General features: G+C 70.8%; 14 protein-coding genes and 1 pseudogene. 8 read left to right on the top strand and 7 right to left on the bottom strand.

The features are described from left to right. Positions 1-5 precede the first annotated feature (5 nt). From GAS53_RS14555 to GAS53_RS14540, 4 genes are read left to right on the top strand one after another with little or no spacing between them, the layout of a single operon-like run. Entirely contained in the window at positions 6-968 is a 963-nt protein-coding gene (locus GAS53_RS14555; protein WP_151477959.1) for a carbohydrate ABC transporter permease, read from the top strand. Then, on the top strand, positions 965-1792 hold the full coding sequence (locus tag GAS53_RS14550; RefSeq protein ID WP_151477958.1) for a carbohydrate ABC transporter permease: 828 nt from the start codon (positions 965-967) through the stop codon (positions 1790-1792). The genes GAS53_RS14555 and GAS53_RS14550 overlap by 4 nt, the downstream gene beginning before the upstream one ends. A 37-nt stretch (positions 1793-1829) precedes the next feature. Then, positions 1830-2270: an alpha-amylase family protein gene (locus tag GAS53_RS14545; protein WP_151477957.1), complete on the top strand. Its 441-nt coding sequence runs from the start codon at positions 1830-1832 to the stop codon at positions 2268-2270. Beyond that, positions 2270-4921, top strand: coding sequence for a cellulosome protein (locus GAS53_RS14540; RefSeq protein ID WP_404829222.1), 2652 nt, complete (start codon positions 2270-2272; stop codon positions 4919-4921). The genes GAS53_RS14545 and GAS53_RS14540 overlap by 1 nt, the downstream gene beginning before the upstream one ends. Positions 4922-5129: 208 nt before the next feature. Here GAS53_RS14540 and GAS53_RS14535 read toward each other — a convergent pair whose 3' ends face one another. Then, positions 5130-5735: a TetR/AcrR family transcriptional regulator gene (locus tag GAS53_RS14535; RefSeq protein WP_225858916.1), complete on the bottom strand. Its 606-nt coding sequence runs from the start codon at positions 5733-5735 to the stop codon at positions 5130-5132. A gap of 116 nt (positions 5736-5851) precedes the next feature. Here GAS53_RS14535 and GAS53_RS14530 point away from each other — a divergent pair, with 116 nt between their 5' ends. Further along, positions 5852-6874: an aldo/keto reductase gene (locus GAS53_RS14530; RefSeq protein WP_151477956.1), complete on the top strand. Its 1023-nt coding sequence runs from the start codon at positions 5852-5854 to the stop codon at positions 6872-6874. Positions 6875-6932: 58 nt separating this feature from the next. Here the strand turns inward: GAS53_RS14530 and GAS53_RS14525 are convergent, their stop codons facing one another. Continuing rightward, on the bottom strand, positions 6933-7697 hold the full coding sequence (locus GAS53_RS14525; protein WP_151477955.1) for a VOC family protein: 765 nt from the start codon (positions 7695-7697) through the stop codon (positions 6933-6935). Positions 7698-7905: 208 nt separating this feature from the next. Between GAS53_RS14525 and GAS53_RS14520 the strand changes: the two genes are divergently transcribed. Continuing rightward, on the top strand, positions 7906-8817 hold the full coding sequence (locus GAS53_RS14520; protein WP_151477954.1) for an N-acetyltransferase: 912 nt from the start codon (positions 7906-7908) through the stop codon (positions 8815-8817). 94 nt (positions 8818-8911) lie between these two features. Here GAS53_RS14520 and GAS53_RS56260 read toward each other — a convergent pair. Then, a pseudogene (locus GAS53_RS56260) lies at positions 8912-9073 on the bottom strand (LacI family transcriptional regulator); the annotation flags it as partial. A 55-nt stretch (positions 9074-9128) separates the two neighbouring features. Then, positions 9129-10211, bottom strand: a complete 1083-nt coding sequence (locus GAS53_RS14510; RefSeq protein ID WP_151477953.1) for a Ppx/GppA phosphatase family protein — start codon at positions 10209-10211, stop codon at positions 9129-9131. 459 nt (positions 10212-10670) lie between these two features. On the opposite strand from GAS53_RS14510, the gene GAS53_RS14500 reads away from it, so the two are divergent. Continuing rightward, complete coding sequence (locus GAS53_RS14500; protein ID WP_151477952.1) at positions 10671-11030, top strand: DUF6479 family protein; 360 nt, start codon at positions 10671-10673, stop codon at positions 11028-11030. A gap of 156 nt (positions 11031-11186) precedes the next feature. Here the strand turns inward: GAS53_RS14500 and GAS53_RS14495 are convergent, their stop codons facing one another. After that, complete coding sequence (locus tag GAS53_RS14495) at positions 11187-11729, bottom strand: cysteine hydrolase family protein (protein ID WP_151477951.1); 543 nt, start codon at positions 11727-11729, stop codon at positions 11187-11189. Between the two features lie 99 nt (positions 11730-11828). On the opposite strand from GAS53_RS14495, the gene GAS53_RS14490 reads away from it, so the two are divergent. Continuing rightward, positions 11829-12338, top strand: a complete 510-nt coding sequence (locus tag GAS53_RS14490; RefSeq protein ID WP_404829221.1) for a flavin reductase family protein — start codon at positions 11829-11831, stop codon at positions 12336-12338. A gap of 126 nt (positions 12339-12464) precedes the next feature. On the opposite strand, the gene GAS53_RS14485 is transcribed toward GAS53_RS14490, so the two are convergent. Then, positions 12465-13454, bottom strand: a complete 990-nt coding sequence (locus GAS53_RS14485) for an SMP-30/gluconolactonase/LRE family protein (protein ID WP_151477950.1) — start codon at positions 13452-13454, stop codon at positions 12465-12467. Continuing rightward, a complete protein-coding gene (locus GAS53_RS14480; RefSeq protein ID WP_192583114.1) occupies positions 13451-14086 on the bottom strand; it encodes a diguanylate cyclase in 636 nt (211 codons plus the stop codon). The genes GAS53_RS14485 and GAS53_RS14480 overlap by 4 nt, the downstream gene beginning before the upstream one ends. Positions 14087-14182 lie beyond the last annotated feature (96 nt).

Raw genomic sequence — 14182 nt, 5'->3', positions numbered from 1 at the left:
CCGGGATGAGCCTTCAGGTGAAAGCCCGCGAGCCGGTCAAGGGGGTGGCGAAGACCGGCGCGGAGCAGCACGGACGTTCCCTCGCGGCACGCCGCACCCGGGCCGGCTACGCGATGTCGACGCCGGCCCTGCTGTTCCTCGGCGCGACCATGCTCTTCCCGCTCGCCTACAACTTCTGGACGTCCGTCCACGATGTCGCGATCGGTGATCTCATCACCGGGGACTGGCAGTTCAGCGGCGTCGACAACTACGACTCGGTGGTCTCGGAGTCCGCCTTCTGGCACGCGACCCGCGTCTCGCTGCTCTTCACGGCCGGCTCGCTGGTCTTCCAGTTCACCATCGGCTTCGCCCTGGCGCTGCTGTTCGTGAAGCGGTTCCCGCTCGCGGGGCTCTTCCGCTCGCTGATGCTGGTGGCCTGGCTGCTGCCGCCGATCGTCAGCGGCACCCTGTTCCGCTGGATGCTCGACGCCGACGCGGGCGCGTACAACGAACTCCTGCGCGCCATCGGCCTCGACTCGCTCGCCCACAACTGGCTCACCGACCCGAGCACCGCCCTGCCCGGTGTCATCGCCGCCAACATCTGGGTGGGCGTGCCCTTCAACATGCTGCTGCTCCTGGTCGGCCTGCAGTCCATCGACGCGACCCTGTACGAGGCCGCCGCCATCGACGGCGCCGGGCCCTGGCAGCGGCTGCGGCACATCACGGTCCCGCTGATGCGCCCGGTCTCCGCCGCGGTCCTGCTGCTCGGCCTGATCTACACCTTCAAGGTCTTCGACCTGGTCTTCGTGCTGACCGGCGGCGGACCGGTGGACTCCACGACCGTCCTTCCGCTGTACGTGTACCAGGTCGCCTTCAAGCTGTTCCAACTCGGCCGGGGCGCGGCGGCGGGCACGCTGCTGCTGATCGTCCCGCTGCTCGTCGCGATCGTCTACGTACGCCGTCTGCGCAGGGAAGGAGCCGCCGCATGACCGACACCAAGCGGCCCTGGCTGCTCACGCTCGTCGCGGGCGCCATCACGGCGTTCTTCCTGCTGCCGCTGTACTGGATGATCGCCACCTCGCTGAAGAAGCCCGACCAGGTGCTGACCTCGCCGCCGCAGTGGATCCCGTCGCCGCCGACCGGAGACAGCTACGCACGGGCGCTCGACAAGCCGATGATCGGCCAGGCGCTACTCAACAGCGTCGTCATCTCGCTGGGCGTGGTGGCCCTGACCCTGGTCCTCGCGGTGCCCCTGACGTACGCGGTCGCCCGGATCCGGATGCGCGGCTCCGGCGCGATGGTCCTGTCGCTGCTGGTGGCACAGCTGCTGCCGAGCATCGTGCTGGCCGCGCCACTGTTCATCGTGCTGCGGCAGGCGGAGCTGAACAACACCCTGATCGGCCTGGTGATCGCGGACACCACCCTCACCCTGCCCTTCGCGGTGATCGTGCTGCGGCCACTCGTGCGCGCCATGCCCGCCGAGGTCGAGGAGGCGGCACTGGTGGACGGCTGCGGGCTGCCGGGCGTGCTGTGGCGGATCGTGCTGCCCGTGATGCGGCCGGGTCTGATCGCGGTCGGCGGTTTCTCCTTCCTGCTCGGCTGGGGCGAGTTCGTCTTCGGCATCACCCTCAACAGCGATCCGAAGGTGCAGCCGGTGACCGTGCTGCTCAACACCTTCGTCGGCCAGACCGGCACCGACTGGGGGCCGCTCATGGCCGCCGCCACCCTGGTCAGCGTGCCCGTCGTGTGCGTCTTCGCGATGCTCCAGCGGTACATCGTCGGCGGGCTGACCGCCGGCAGCGTCAAGTCCTGACCCCTGCTCTCAACTCACCCTGTGCCCAAGGAGATCCATGCCTGTCTTCCGTGTGCTCGACGACGCCCTGGAGGTGCGGCACCGGCACGAGGTGCTGCGCGCCGAGGCGTGGGGTACGGACGGTATGCCGACGCCACCGGCCACGCCCCCGAGCCCCTACATCCACGAGCACCTGCGGATCGCGTCGGCCGAGGGCACGCCCCTCATGCGTCCGCTCTTCGTCGACTTCCCGCAGGACGAGGCGAGTTGGGGCATCGAGGACCAGTTCCTGTTCGGCCCCGACATCCTCGTCGCGCCCGTCACGGAACCGGGCGCACGCGGTCGCGAGGTGTATGTGCCCGCGGGCCGCACCTGGACCGATGCCTGGACCGGCCGCGACCACGAGGGCGGCCGGACCCTCACCGTCGAGGCGCCGATCGAGCGCATCCCGGTCTTCACCACGCACGGAACCGACCTCCCCCTCAAGGAGACCGAGTGATGCGAAGAAGAACGTTCACCATCGGTGCCACGGCCACCGCACTCGCCGTGACTGTGCCGTCCATGAAGGGAACCGATGCCGTGGCAGCCGAACCCGACGCCGAGGTGGAGAAGCTCACCATCGACCTGGGCACCGACACCGGCGCCTTCCACGGCGGCGCGAGCGGCACGCTCTACGGCCTGTACGGGGACGGCGTCCCGAGCCGCAACATCGTCGAGGGCATGCACGTGCGCACGGTCTCGACCAAGGCCCAGGACGGCACCCAGCACCCCGGCGCCGACGCCCTCGAAGTCCTGCCGTCCTTCGTGGACTCGGGCGGCAAGGACGTCTACATCTACATGACCGACATCTACCGAGGCTTCCCCTACCAGTGGCCCGGCGCCACCGGCGAGGAGCGGCTCGCCGACTTCAAGACGAAGATCGAGAAGCAGGTCAAGCAGGTCCTGACCATGGGCGCGTACAAGTCCCATGTCGTGTACGTCCCCTTCAACGAGCCCGAGGGGAACATGTTCGGCACGGGGGAGTGGAGCTACAACAAGGTCTCCTGGCGCACGGACCCCACCCACTACTTCGCGGCCTGGCAGGACGTCTACCACCTGATCAAGGGCCTCGACCCGGACGCCCGCATCGCCGGCCCCAACACCAGCATCCTGTACGCCGAGGTGAAGGGCTTCCTCGAGTTCGCCAAGGCCAACGGTGTGCTGCCCGACGTGATGACGTGGCACGAGCTGTCCTCGCCCGCGGAGATCCGTACGAACGTCGCCAAGTACCGCCAGATGGAGAAGGACGTGGGGATCGACCCGCTTCCCATCAACATCAACGAGTACGCGCACAACTACCACCTCTCCGTGCCGGGCCAGGTCGTCCAGTGGATGTCCGCCATCGAGGAGTCGAAGATCGACGCCGACATGGCGTACTGGAACATCGACGGGAACCTCAACGACTCGGCGGTGGAGGCGAACAAGGGCAACGGCCAGTGGTGGCTGTTCAACGCCTACGGGCAGATGACCGGGCACACGGTCCAGGTCACGGCCCCGCACCCCAATGTGCAGTACACGCTGCAGGGCATCGCGACACTCGACACGGACAAGCGCCAATGCCGGGCGCTCTTCGGCGGCCAGGGCGGCGCGGCGGACGTCGTCTTCGAGCACGCGGACGTCCTCGGCACCGCCGTCCACGCGACCCTCCAGGAGATCCCCTGGACCGGCCAGGTCGGCGCGTCCGCCCAGCCGTTGCGACTCCGGAGCCTCGAACTGCCCGTCCGGGACGGCAAGGTGACCCTGTCGCTGACCGACCTGAACGAGATGTCGGCCTACCAGGTCATCCTCTCGCCGGGTGGCAAGGGCGCGGCCGCGGCGCCGCCCTCGGTGGGCTGGCGGAAGTCGTACGAGGCCGAGAACGCGACGTACACGGGCGGCGGTTACTCCAAGAACGGGCCCGAAGGATCACCGTCCGACGTGGGCAAGTTCGCGACCTCCGGCGGCTACAACGTCGGCGGTCTGCGCACCGGTTCGGACGGCGTCCTCGCCTTCGCCGTCGAGGTCCCGCAGGACGGCACGTACGACCTGAGCGTCTTCGCCAACTCCTACAACCAGTACGACCTGGTGAAGGAACAGGGGCCGACGAACGTCTTCCTGCGTGTGGACGGCAAGGATCCGCAGGAGTTGCGGCTGCCGCTCGGCTACAAGTGGGTGGTGTGGGGACACACCGACACACAGGTGCGCCTCACGGCGGGCAAGCACACCATCACCCTCGCCGCGAAGGACCCCGACCTCGGCGTCACCAAGGGCGACGCCATCATCGACAAGATCGACCTGGCACTGCGCGACGAACACGTGACCGCGCCCGCGCTCTACGAGGCCGAGTACGCGACCCTCGGCGGCGGGGCCCGCGTCGGCTACGCGCACCGCGGGGCCTCCGGTCCGGGAGCCGTGGTGCTGCCCCGCGGGGGCACGGCAACCTTCTGGGTGCACGCGGCCGCCGACGGCGAGGCCTCGGTGACGGTCGATCAACTCGGCGCGGGAGAAGGTTCGTTGACCGTCAACGGCGAGAAGGTGGGCCGGATCGAGCGCGGCAGTGTCCCGCTCTTCCTGGCCGGCGGCATCAACAAGATCACCGTAACCGGGACGTCGGCCCGTCTGGTCCTGGACCGGCTGCGGGTCGGCCCGTCGCGCGGACACCTGAAGAGCACGGTGTACGCGGCCGAGGAGGGCACCCTGACGGGCGCGGCCAAGGTCGCCGCATACCCCTTCGCCACCGGCGGCAAGGCGGTCGACGCCGTCGGGAAGGGCACACAGAACGCCCTCGCCCTGACCGTCACGGCCGCACGCGGCGGTCGCCACGCCCTGACCATCCGCTACTCCAACGGAGAACAGCCCCCGGCCACGCACTACAACCCGGACCCGGTCTGCCGCCACGCGGACATCTCCGTCAACGGGACGAAACCGCGGCGCGTGCTCTTCCCCACCACCCTCCACTTCAACAACTTCTGGGACCTCACCGTGCCCGTGACACTGAAGAAAGGGACCAACACGCTGACCTTCACCGCCGACGAACTGCCCGACTTCGACGGCGACACCTCGAACCAGTACCAGCAGCGCTCCCCGTACGCCCCGGTCATCGACCAGGTGACGGTGACCCCGCTCGCCTGACGGGGCGTTCACAAGCGGCTGCGGAAGTGGGCCGTCGACGGCACGGGTCGTGACGGTGGAGTCCACCATCGTCCGCGCCCACCAGCACGCAGGCCGGGGCCCGTCAACAGGGGCTCCGGCCGGCGGGCCGCACAACCATGCCCTCGGAGGTAGACCGCACGCCTCGACCGCGACGCCTACGAGCAACGCAACACCGTCGAGTGCTGCCTCAGTCGCCGGACGAAACGCCCTGGTGCGGCGTGCGCAGCCCATCGATGAGCAGAGCGACCATGCGCTGGTTGTACTCGGGTCCTTCGCCGGGTACGGGCATGCACAGGTTGGCGATGGCGTACAGCAGGTCATGGGCGCTGACGTCGTCGCGAACCGCTCCGTCGGCTGCCGCGGTGTCGAGCAGTGCCGTGAGAGCGGGGCCGACCTTCTCCAGGAAGTAGCCGGGCAGAGCCTCGTAGGCCGGATCGCCCGAATGGAGGGCCGGGGCCAGTCCTCGTTTGGTCCCCAGGAACTCGGTGTACTGGCGCAGCCACTCGGCGAGCGCCTCTCCCGGCTCGTGGACGGCGCTGAGCTGCGGTCCTGCCGCTGCGCAGGCGTCGATCCCGCTCTCCACCACCGCCTTGACCAGGTCTGAGCGCAGCGGGAAGTGCCGGTAAAGCGTCCCGACGCCGACGCCGGCCAGGTCGGCGATCTCCTTGGCGGGTGCGTCGACGCCGGATGTGTCGAAGACGGCTCTTGCAGCCTTGATCAGGGCGTCCACGTTGCGCTGTGCGTCCGCGCGCATGCGGCGGGGCGCCCCGGGCGGCCCTGTCTTCTCGGTCATGATCCCTCCAGTTTGCATAACCGGAAAGCCTTTCCGTATAGTTCCGGAAAGGCTTTCCGCTTAGCTGCAGGGTAGGGCATCCCGCGGGTGCTCTTCCACAACCCAGGAGGGACCCCATGCAGTACCGCACTCTGGGCCGCACCGGCATCAAGGTCAGCCCGTACGCCCTCGGCACGCTGATGTTCGCCTCGGCCATCGGCAACGCCGACCACGACGACTCGATCCGCGTCATCCACAAGGCGCTGGACGCCGGCATCAACTTCGTCGACACCGCCGACGCCTACGGCGACTCCGAGGAAGTCGTCGGCAAAGCGCTCAAAGGGCGCCGCGACAACGTCGTCCTGACCACCAAGGTGAGCCGCCCGATGGGCGAGGACCCCAACCAGCAGGGCACCTCCCGGCGCTGGATCATGACCGCGGTCGAGAACTCGCTACGCCGCCTGCAGACCGACCACATCGACCTCTACCAGATCCACCGCATCGACCCCGCGACCGACGTCGAGGAAACCCTCTCCGCACTCACGGACCTGATCCGCGGCGGAAAGGTCCGCGCCATCGGCTCCTCCACGACCCCGGCCTCCGACATCGTCGAGGCGCAGTGGGTCGCAGAGCGCCGGAATCTGGAGCGCTTCCGCACCGAGCAGCCGCACTACTCCATCCTCAACCGTGGCGTCGAGCGCGAGGTCCTGCCCGTCGCCCAGCGGTACGGCATGGGCACCTTGGTGTGGGGGCCGCTCGCTCAGGGGCTGCTCACCGGCCGCGTCCGCAAGAACCAGGAGAGCGGCCTGCGCCGCGCGGGCTTCCTCAAGCACCTCAACGACGAGCGCCGCATCGACGTCGTCGAACAGCTCATTCCCCTCGCCGAGGAAGCGGGCATGCCGATGACCCACCTCGCCACGGCGTTCACCATCGCTCACCCAGGCGTCACCAGCGCCATCATCGGGCCGCGCACGATGGACCACCTCGACGACCTCCTCGCCGGCCTCGACGTCGTCCTCGGCGACGACATCCTGGGCCGGATCGACGAGATCGTCCCGCCCGGCACCGATGTCGGCGCGCTCGACCAGGAGTACATGCCTCCCGCCCTGGAAACCGCGAGCCTGCGCCGCCGCCCTTTCAGCGAACGCGCGGCTGCCTGACAGTCCGCACTGCTGCCAGTGCCCCGAATCACGGGCAGGACATTGCGAAGGGAACGCCCTAGCCCTCCTCGCCCGCCCGGTGGATGCCGAACACCGCCCCCTGAGGGTCCCGGAGCACCGCGATACGCGGGCCCTCCGGGACCGAGGTGGGTTCCATGAGCTCGCCGCCGCCCGCCCGCGTACTCGCGTCGGCGGTGGCGTCCACGTCCTCGACGGCGAAGTACGGCAGCCAGTGCGGCGGCACCTCGTGCGGGAACTTGTCGCCCATCTCCACCATGCCGCCGAAGTCGGCGCCGGCGATGCCCCACTGCGTATAGAACTCGGAGGCGTTGACACTCCAGCCGAACACCGTCGTGTAGAAGGCGGTCACCGCCTCGGGGTCGCGCGTCATCAGCTCGACCCAGCCGAGCGAGCCGGGGGCGTTGAACAGGCCCGCGCCGGGGAAGGCGCGCGCCTGCCAGAGCTGGAAGACCGCGCCGCCCGGGTCGGCCACCACCGCGAAGCGGCCCAGGTCGAACACGTCCATCGGCTCGAGGACGACCACGCCGCCCGCGTCCCGTACCGCCCGCACGGTGGCGTCCGTGTCGGGCACGGCGAACGACACGTTCCAGGCGACGGGCTGCGACTCCTGGAACAGGGGGGTCAGGGCGGCGACGGGCGCGTCGCCCAGGTGCGCGAGGGTGTAGCCGCCCGCCTCCGGGCGCGGGTCGGTCTCCGGGCGCCAGCCGAAGACCTCGGCGTAATACCGCTTGGCCGCCTCCAGATCGCTGGTCCCCAGTTCGGTCCAGCAGGGCCCGCCGGGTACCGGCTTGTCCAGCTTCATGGCCAACCTTCTTTCCGACGCCCACTCTCCGACGGCAGCGCGCTGGGAGGGCGGCGGGAGCGCCCCCTCCTCGCACGCTAAACCCGGGTCGCGACCCCGGCCAGCCGACGGAAAACCCCGTGGCGGGACCGCCCGGCGAGGCGTACTCTCGCCCGCGTACCGCACCTCATGGCGGCCTCCTCACGCTCACCGACCCGGAGGTCCCCGCATGTCCGCGCTCAAGGTGCGCCCCTTCCACCGCGACGACCGCGACCAGCTCACCGAACTTGTGAACGCCCATGTCGCCGCCGTCGTCCCCGGTGTCTCCGTCTCCGTGAACACCGTGCTCAGCGGCATGACACGGCAGCCGGACGAGTTCATCACCGACCCGTGGGTGGCCGAGCGGGTCACGCTCGTCGCCGAGCAGCGCCGGTACGTGGTCGCCGGCGCGCATCTGCTGCGCTACCGCGCCGACACCGAGGTCGGCGAGAGCTTCCGGGACGCCGGCGAGATCGACTGGTTCGTCTGCCATCCGCCCGCCTCCTTCTGGCCGGACTCCGACGAGGCCGCCGATCTCCTCATGGCGGCCTGCCTGGCCCAGCTCGCCCGCTGGAACGTCCGCGTCCGCTATGCCGACGGCGCCCTGCCCGCGCCCGTCGTCTACGGCCTGCCCCGGCCCTGGCCGCACATCCGCTCCGCGTACGAACGGGCCGGCTTCCGGCACACCGGCGACACGGAGGTCATCCTGATCGCCGACGTGGCCGATCTGCCGTCGCCCCGGACCCTGCCGGGCGTCTGCGCCGACCGCACCCTGGGCGAGTGCGGCACGCGTTTCACGGCCCGCGCCGACGGGCGCGCCCTCGGCTTCATCGAGGTCGACACCGCCCTGGACCGCCCCGAACGTCATGCCCGCAGCGGCGGCATCGCCGACATCGGCAACTTCCACGTCGAGCACCCGGTGGACGGCCTGGAGGACTGGCTCCTCGCCCAGGCCGCCCACTGGCTCCGGTTCTCGGGAGTGCGGCGGCTGTTCGCGTACGAGTCCTCCGACGCCACGGCAGCGATCGAGCGGCTGACCGGCGCCGGATTCCACGAGCTGACCCGCACGGACCGGGGGTGGGAGCACCGACCGGAGGGCTGAATAGTGGGAGGCCCGGGTCTACAGGTCGCCGCGCCCGGCCCGTACCGGTGCCGTGCTGGACCGGACGACCAGTTCGGTGGCCAACTCAGCCGGTGAAGCCGGACTCCTGATAGAAGTCGCCGGGCTCGATCAGCGACTCGTCTATACGGCGATCCCGGCACGGTCCAGAGCCGCGCGGTAGCCGTCGAGGCGGGCCTGAGAGGCAGAGCAGCCGGGGCGGGCCCGCGACGAAACCGATCCTGCGGCGACCGAGCGCAGCGCACCGGATGCCGGCAGGGCCCGCCCCCGCCGGCATCCCGTACCTCGGTGAACTACCCCAATTCGCCGGGGAACTGAGCGGCGGACGTGGTGGCGGACGCCGTCGCCGAGACCGTCGTGGTCGCCGTCTCCTCCCCGCCGACGGGACGGAGCACCCGCGGCGGTGCCGCCACCTGATCGCGGAGGGAGGGCGCCGTACCGTCCCACCAGTCGGCGTTGCCGTCCTCGATACAGCGCAGCAGAACCCCCTCGCGCAGCGCCCAGGGGCAGATGGTCACCGCGTCGATGCCCATCAACTTCATCGTGGTGTGAGCGACGATCGCCCCGGCCAGGGACTGACCGGAGCGCGCGACGGAGATGCCCGGCAGGAGGGCACGTTCGGCGGCCGGTAACCCCGCCAGCCGCTCGACGGCCGCCCGGAGGTCGGCACGGGCCATGGCGCGCGGGGTGAAGGGCCCCGACCGGCCGGGAGCCGCGCCGCACAACCGGCCCAGCTGCTGGAACGTACGCGAGGTGGCCACCGTCGTACGGGGCGCCTCCCAGCGGATACGGGCCGCGACATCGCGCAACTGGTGGCGTACGTGCCGGCGCAGAACCTTGGTCCTGCGGGGCGACGGCGGATCCTGGCCGCGGAAGAACTCGCGGGTCAGCCGGTTGGCCCCCAGCGGCAGTGAGATCGCGAAGTCGGGCAGCTTGCTCCGGCCGAAGGCCACCTCCAGCGAGCCGCCCCCGATGTCCAGCATGGCCAGCGGCCCCGCGCGCCAGCCCATCCACCGCCGCGCGGCCAGGAACGTCAGCTCCGCCTCCACCTCACCGGGCAGCACGTGCAGTTGCACCCCGGTCTCCGCCCCGACCTGCCCGAGGATCTCGGGGCGGTTCGGGGCGTCCCGCACGATCGCCGTGGCGAAGGCGAAGGGCCTGGTCACCCCCCAGCGCCTGCCCTCGTCCCGGGCGGCCGTGACGGCCTCCACCAGCCGGTCCACCTGCTCCGCAGGCAGGTGACCGCCCCGCTCGACGTGGTCGGAGAGTCTCAGCCGACGCTTGGCGGTGTGCACAGGGAGTGGAACCGCTCCGTCCGTCTCCGCGATGACCAGTCGTACCGTGTTCGAGCCGACATCAAGTACACCCATTCGCATCCCCTCCCAGTACCCGGGCCGGCCCCCGGCATGCGGCGGCCCGCGCGGGCCCGCACGCGTGGCCTCCGGTGTCCTCCCGCGCGCCCCCGCCGCGCTGCCGTGGTGAAGATTGTGCGGGCCCGCTCCCGGGTACTGCGGGCGGCGGCATCCGGGGCGGTCCTCAACACGCTGAAAGGCGTGGTCACCGACCGTGACATCGCGTTGCGTGTGATGGCGGACGGCGACGACGCGCGCGTCATCGACGTGGGCTCGGTCTGTACGCCGGACCCGGTGTGTGTCGGCCCCGGCGAGGAGGCCTCGGCGACCTCGCGGAGAACCGGGACCCGGACTCGGCGCTCGCCGACATCAGCCGGGCGGCGCCCAGCCCTGGTCAGGGCACGATCACGCCGTAACGGAGCCGCTCGTACCGGGGCCCGCGCGAGCACTGCTTAAGCCGTCCCCCGCGGGTACTCTGAGGTTATGGACACCTTCGGCTGGGATGTTGCCGTCTCCAACGAAGTCGTGGCCGGTACGGCACCCTTCGTGGTGGGAGTGGTAATCGCGGCGATGCTGGTCGCCGCAGTGTGGTGGGGCATGCGAGTGCGTGCCCAGGAGCCCGGGCCGCCGCGCCCGGAGGAACAGCCCCACCTGCCCGACGGCGGCGCCGTCCACGAGATCCGCGAGGCGCGCGAACCCGAGGAGATGCCGCACGACGGCCAGGTACTCACCCCGTACGAGCTGCATGCCGTGCCCACCCGCCGGGCGAAGAAGCAGAGCCGGCCGGTCTGGAACACGAACAGCAGCGGAGGATTCGGCAGCGGCGGGCTCGGCCATCACTGACGCGGTGACCGGGCGCATCTGAGAACCCGGGGCGGGCGACCGGGTTCTGAGGTGTGTCCGGGCGTCCGGGCGCTGTGGGGAGGTGTCTCCGGGCGTCCGGGCACTGCGGGGAGGTGTGTCCGGGCACTGCGGGAACCAGGCCCGACGACAGGTCGTTCAGAAGCGCGCCGTCTCGGCCGTCCGGATGTCCGCCCCCATATTCCGCTCCATCATCCGCAGTGCCGCCTCGGCCAGGTCGGGATGGATATGGGCGACGGCGTCCTCCGGGACGGTCACGCTCAGATGCCGGATATGGGCGTCCAGCGCGGAGTAGAGCACACACTGCTCGGTGACCTGGCCGCAGATCACGACATGGCCGATGTCCAGTTGCCTCAGCAGATAGCTCAGCGGGGTCTCGAAGAAGATCGAGTGCCGGGCCTTCACGACGAAGAGCGACTTGTCGTCGGGGCGGATCGGCTCGACCAGGTCGGCGTACGGTCCCGCCAGCGCCGTCTCCATGATCTCCCCGTGGTGGGAGCGCCACTCTCCGAAGTTGTCGTTGACGTAGATCACCGGGACGTCCTGCTCCCGGGCGCGCTCGAGGAGGCGTACGACCGCGGGCAGCGCGTCGCGGACCGACGGGAGCAGCAGTTCGGCGTCCGCGTGGTCGTAGGTGTTGATCATGTCGATGACGATGAGTGCGGTCCGGGTCTCGCTCATGCTCTTCGTGGTTCCACTCCACGGCAGGTTGGAACTCGACTCATCGAGTGACACCGTCCTGGTGTCCGTCGAAGTCCGTCGAGGTGAGGGGGCGCGGCCGTGACCGCCATGAAGTCGTTCGTCGACCGGCTCGACCACCCCGTGTCCGTGGTGACCGCGGCGGCCGACGGGGAGCGTGCCGGGTGTCTGGTGGGGTTCGCGTCGCAGTGCTCGATTCGGCCGGCCCGGTTCGTCGTGTGGCTGTCGAAGGCCAACAGGACCTTCCGGGTGGCGTGCTGTGCCGAACGGCTCGCGGTGCATCTGCTGGGGCGCGACCAGCACGCGCTCGCCGAGCTGTTCGGCGGCGAGACCGGCGACAGCGTCGACGAGACCGGGCACCACGTCGACAAGTTCGACCGCGCGGCCTGGACGGCGGGCCCCGGCGGCGTGCCCGTGCTGGACGGGGTGCCCGCCTGGTTCGTGGGCCAGGTGGAGGGCCGCACGGACGCGGGCGACCACGTGGGCTTCCTGCTCAGCCCCGTCGCGGGCGAGGCGGGCGACCGCGCGGGGGAGAACCTGCTGCGCCTGAGCGACGTGCGCGACATCGTCGCCGGCCATCCGGTCGACTGACGGGCCACGCGTGACCGCTGGACGCGCGGTCGGCCGACCTGACGCGTCCGGCGACAGGGTCCACCGCCGGTCGATGTCGCGCCGGCGAAGGCCGACGGAGGCTGCAGGAAAGCCGTGGCACCCCTGTCACACCGGTCCCGGCAACTCGCACACGGCGATCCCCTTCTCCAGCAGGCTGCCGAGGACCAGGGTGCCCTCGTGCTCGTACACGCTGGTCACCATCCGGTAGCCCGCCCTGCGGCGCCGGAGGTCGTGGCGTACGCGGCCGTTGGGACCGATGCCCAGTACGCGGGCGACCGGGAGCGGGCGGATCGGCAGCGGGCGGGTCGCTCGCCACACCGCACGTCGTACGCCGACGGGCACGCGGTGGAGCCAGTCCAGCGGCGCCTGGCGCGGGCCCGCCAGGGCGACCCACACCGTGCCGTCCGCGCCGCGGGAGAGGTTGTCCGGGAAACCGGGCAGATTCTCGACCAGGGTGTCGTGGTGGCCGGCCCGCGGCCCGGACAGCCACAGCCGGGTGAGCCGGTACGCGCCGGACTCCGCCACGGCGACCCAGGACTCGTCCTCGGCCAGCACGACTCCGTTCGCGAAGTCCAGGCCGTCCAGCAGGACTTCGGGCTCGCCACCGCCGGGCGGCAGCCGCAGCAGCCGGCCCGTGGCCGTCTGCTCCATCAGATCGCCGAGCCAGTCCTGAAGCCCGTAACGCCTGCTGGAGACGGTGAAGTACACACTGCCGTCCGCCGCCGCGGCCGCGTTGCTGCAGAACCGCAGCGGCGCGCCCGCCACACGGTCGACGAGGACCTCGACCTTGCCCTCGGAGTCGGCCCCGGGCGTGACGCGCAGCAGCCCGCGCTCCGCGTCGCACACCAACAGCCGCCCGTCCGGCAGGACTTCGAGCCCCAGCGGCCGCCCGCCGGTCCGGGCGATCTGCTCCACACGGGCGGGACCACGTGGGTCGACGCGCAGAACACGGCCGTCGTCCACCCCCGTGACCACGCGGCCCTCATGGTCGACGACGACGTCCTCGGGGCCCGTACCGCCGAGGGGGATCAGCCGAAGGGCGGGCAGGTTCACGGGGGCCGAGCTGCGCGCTGTCACGGAGAGTCGCGGTGTCATGAAGAGCGTTCTGCCCGGATGCAGCGCCTCAACTCCTCGGCATAGGGCAGGACCACTCCGGCGCCGATCACCGCACCCAGGCCCGCCAGGTACGCGGCGGACAGCGGCCTGTTCTTGGGCAGCAGCTTCCAGTCGTCGGGGCCGCGCCCGCCGCGCAGGGTGGCGCGCACCTCGTCCGCGTGCAGACAGCCCGTGAAGGCGATCCCCGCCAGCGGCAGGACCTCCAGGAAGCTGTGGATGTGCTGCTCGATCGGGCGGACCTCACGCTTGTGGGTCGCCAGCGTCACGTCGTACAGGGCCGTCGCGCTGTGGGCCGCCGCGGCTCCGCCCATGACGGACAGCACCAGGGGGTTGATCCGGGCCAGCAGGCCCATGGCGACGGGGATTCCGGCCTCGGTCATCATGAGCGCGTGCACGGCGGATTCCTTGGTGCCGGTGGTGTGCTCGATGCGGGTGCGCCGGTGCATCCACCAGTCGGCGACCGCGGGGACGACCCAGAGCGGCAGCACCCCGTACAGCAGGAACCGCCGGTTCGTGTCCTCGACGTCCGTGGACGCCAAGGGGACCGACAGATCGCTTCCCCGCCGCCAGTGCCGCCAGGACCTGGTCAGGGACTTGCCGGGCAGAGCCATGAAAACCTCCGTCGGGACACGACGCGCGAGTCGCGTGGGGCGCCCGGCGCCGGTACCCGGCACCGGACCGCCGACACCCCTTCGCCGACGGCTGTC

The sequence above is a fragment of the Streptomyces albicerus genome (assembly GCF_008905045.1).
Classification (GTDB): Bacteria; Actinomycetota; Actinomycetes; order Streptomycetales; family Streptomycetaceae; genus Streptomyces; species Streptomyces albicerus.
This window is presented reverse-complemented; position numbering and strand designations above follow the sequence as displayed.

Coding starts and splice junctions, on each gene's coding strand:
- GAS53_RS14555 (WP_151477959.1), top strand. CDS start 6: ATGAGCCTTCAGGTGAAAGCCCGCGAGCCGGTCAAGGGGGTGGCGAAG.
- GAS53_RS14550 (WP_151477958.1), top strand. CDS start 965: ATGACCGACACCAAGCGGCCCTGGCTGCTCACGCTCGTCGCGGGCGCC.
- GAS53_RS14545 (WP_151477957.1), top strand. CDS start 1,830: ATGCCTGTCTTCCGTGTGCTCGACGACGCCCTGGAGGTGCGGCACCGG.
- GAS53_RS14540 (WP_404829222.1), top strand. CDS start 2,270: ATGCGAAGAAGAACGTTCACCATCGGTGCCACGGCCACCGCACTCGCC.
- GAS53_RS14535 (WP_225858916.1), bottom strand. CDS start 5,735: ATGACCGAGAAGACAGGGCCGCCCGGGGCGCCCCGCCGCATGCGCGCG.
- GAS53_RS14530 (WP_151477956.1), top strand. CDS start 5,852: ATGCAGTACCGCACTCTGGGCCGCACCGGCATCAAGGTCAGCCCGTAC.
- GAS53_RS14525 (WP_151477955.1), bottom strand. CDS start 7,697: ATGAAGCTGGACAAGCCGGTACCCGGCGGGCCCTGCTGGACCGAACTG.
- GAS53_RS14520 (WP_151477954.1), top strand. CDS start 7,906: ATGTCCGCGCTCAAGGTGCGCCCCTTCCACCGCGACGACCGCGACCAG.
- GAS53_RS14510 (WP_151477953.1), bottom strand. CDS start 10,211: ATGCGAATGGGTGTACTTGATGTCGGCTCGAACACGGTACGACTGGTC.
- GAS53_RS14500 (WP_151477952.1), top strand. CDS start 10,671: ATGGACACCTTCGGCTGGGATGTTGCCGTCTCCAACGAAGTCGTGGCC.
- GAS53_RS14495 (WP_151477951.1), bottom strand. CDS start 11,729: ATGAGCGAGACCCGGACCGCACTCATCGTCATCGACATGATCAACACC.
- GAS53_RS14485 (WP_151477950.1), bottom strand. CDS start 13,454: ATGACACCGCGACTCTCCGTGACAGCGCGCAGCTCGGCCCCCGTGAAC.
- GAS53_RS14480 (WP_192583114.1), bottom strand. CDS start 14,086: ATGGCTCTGCCCGGCAAGTCCCTGACCAGGTCCTGGCGGCACTGGCGG.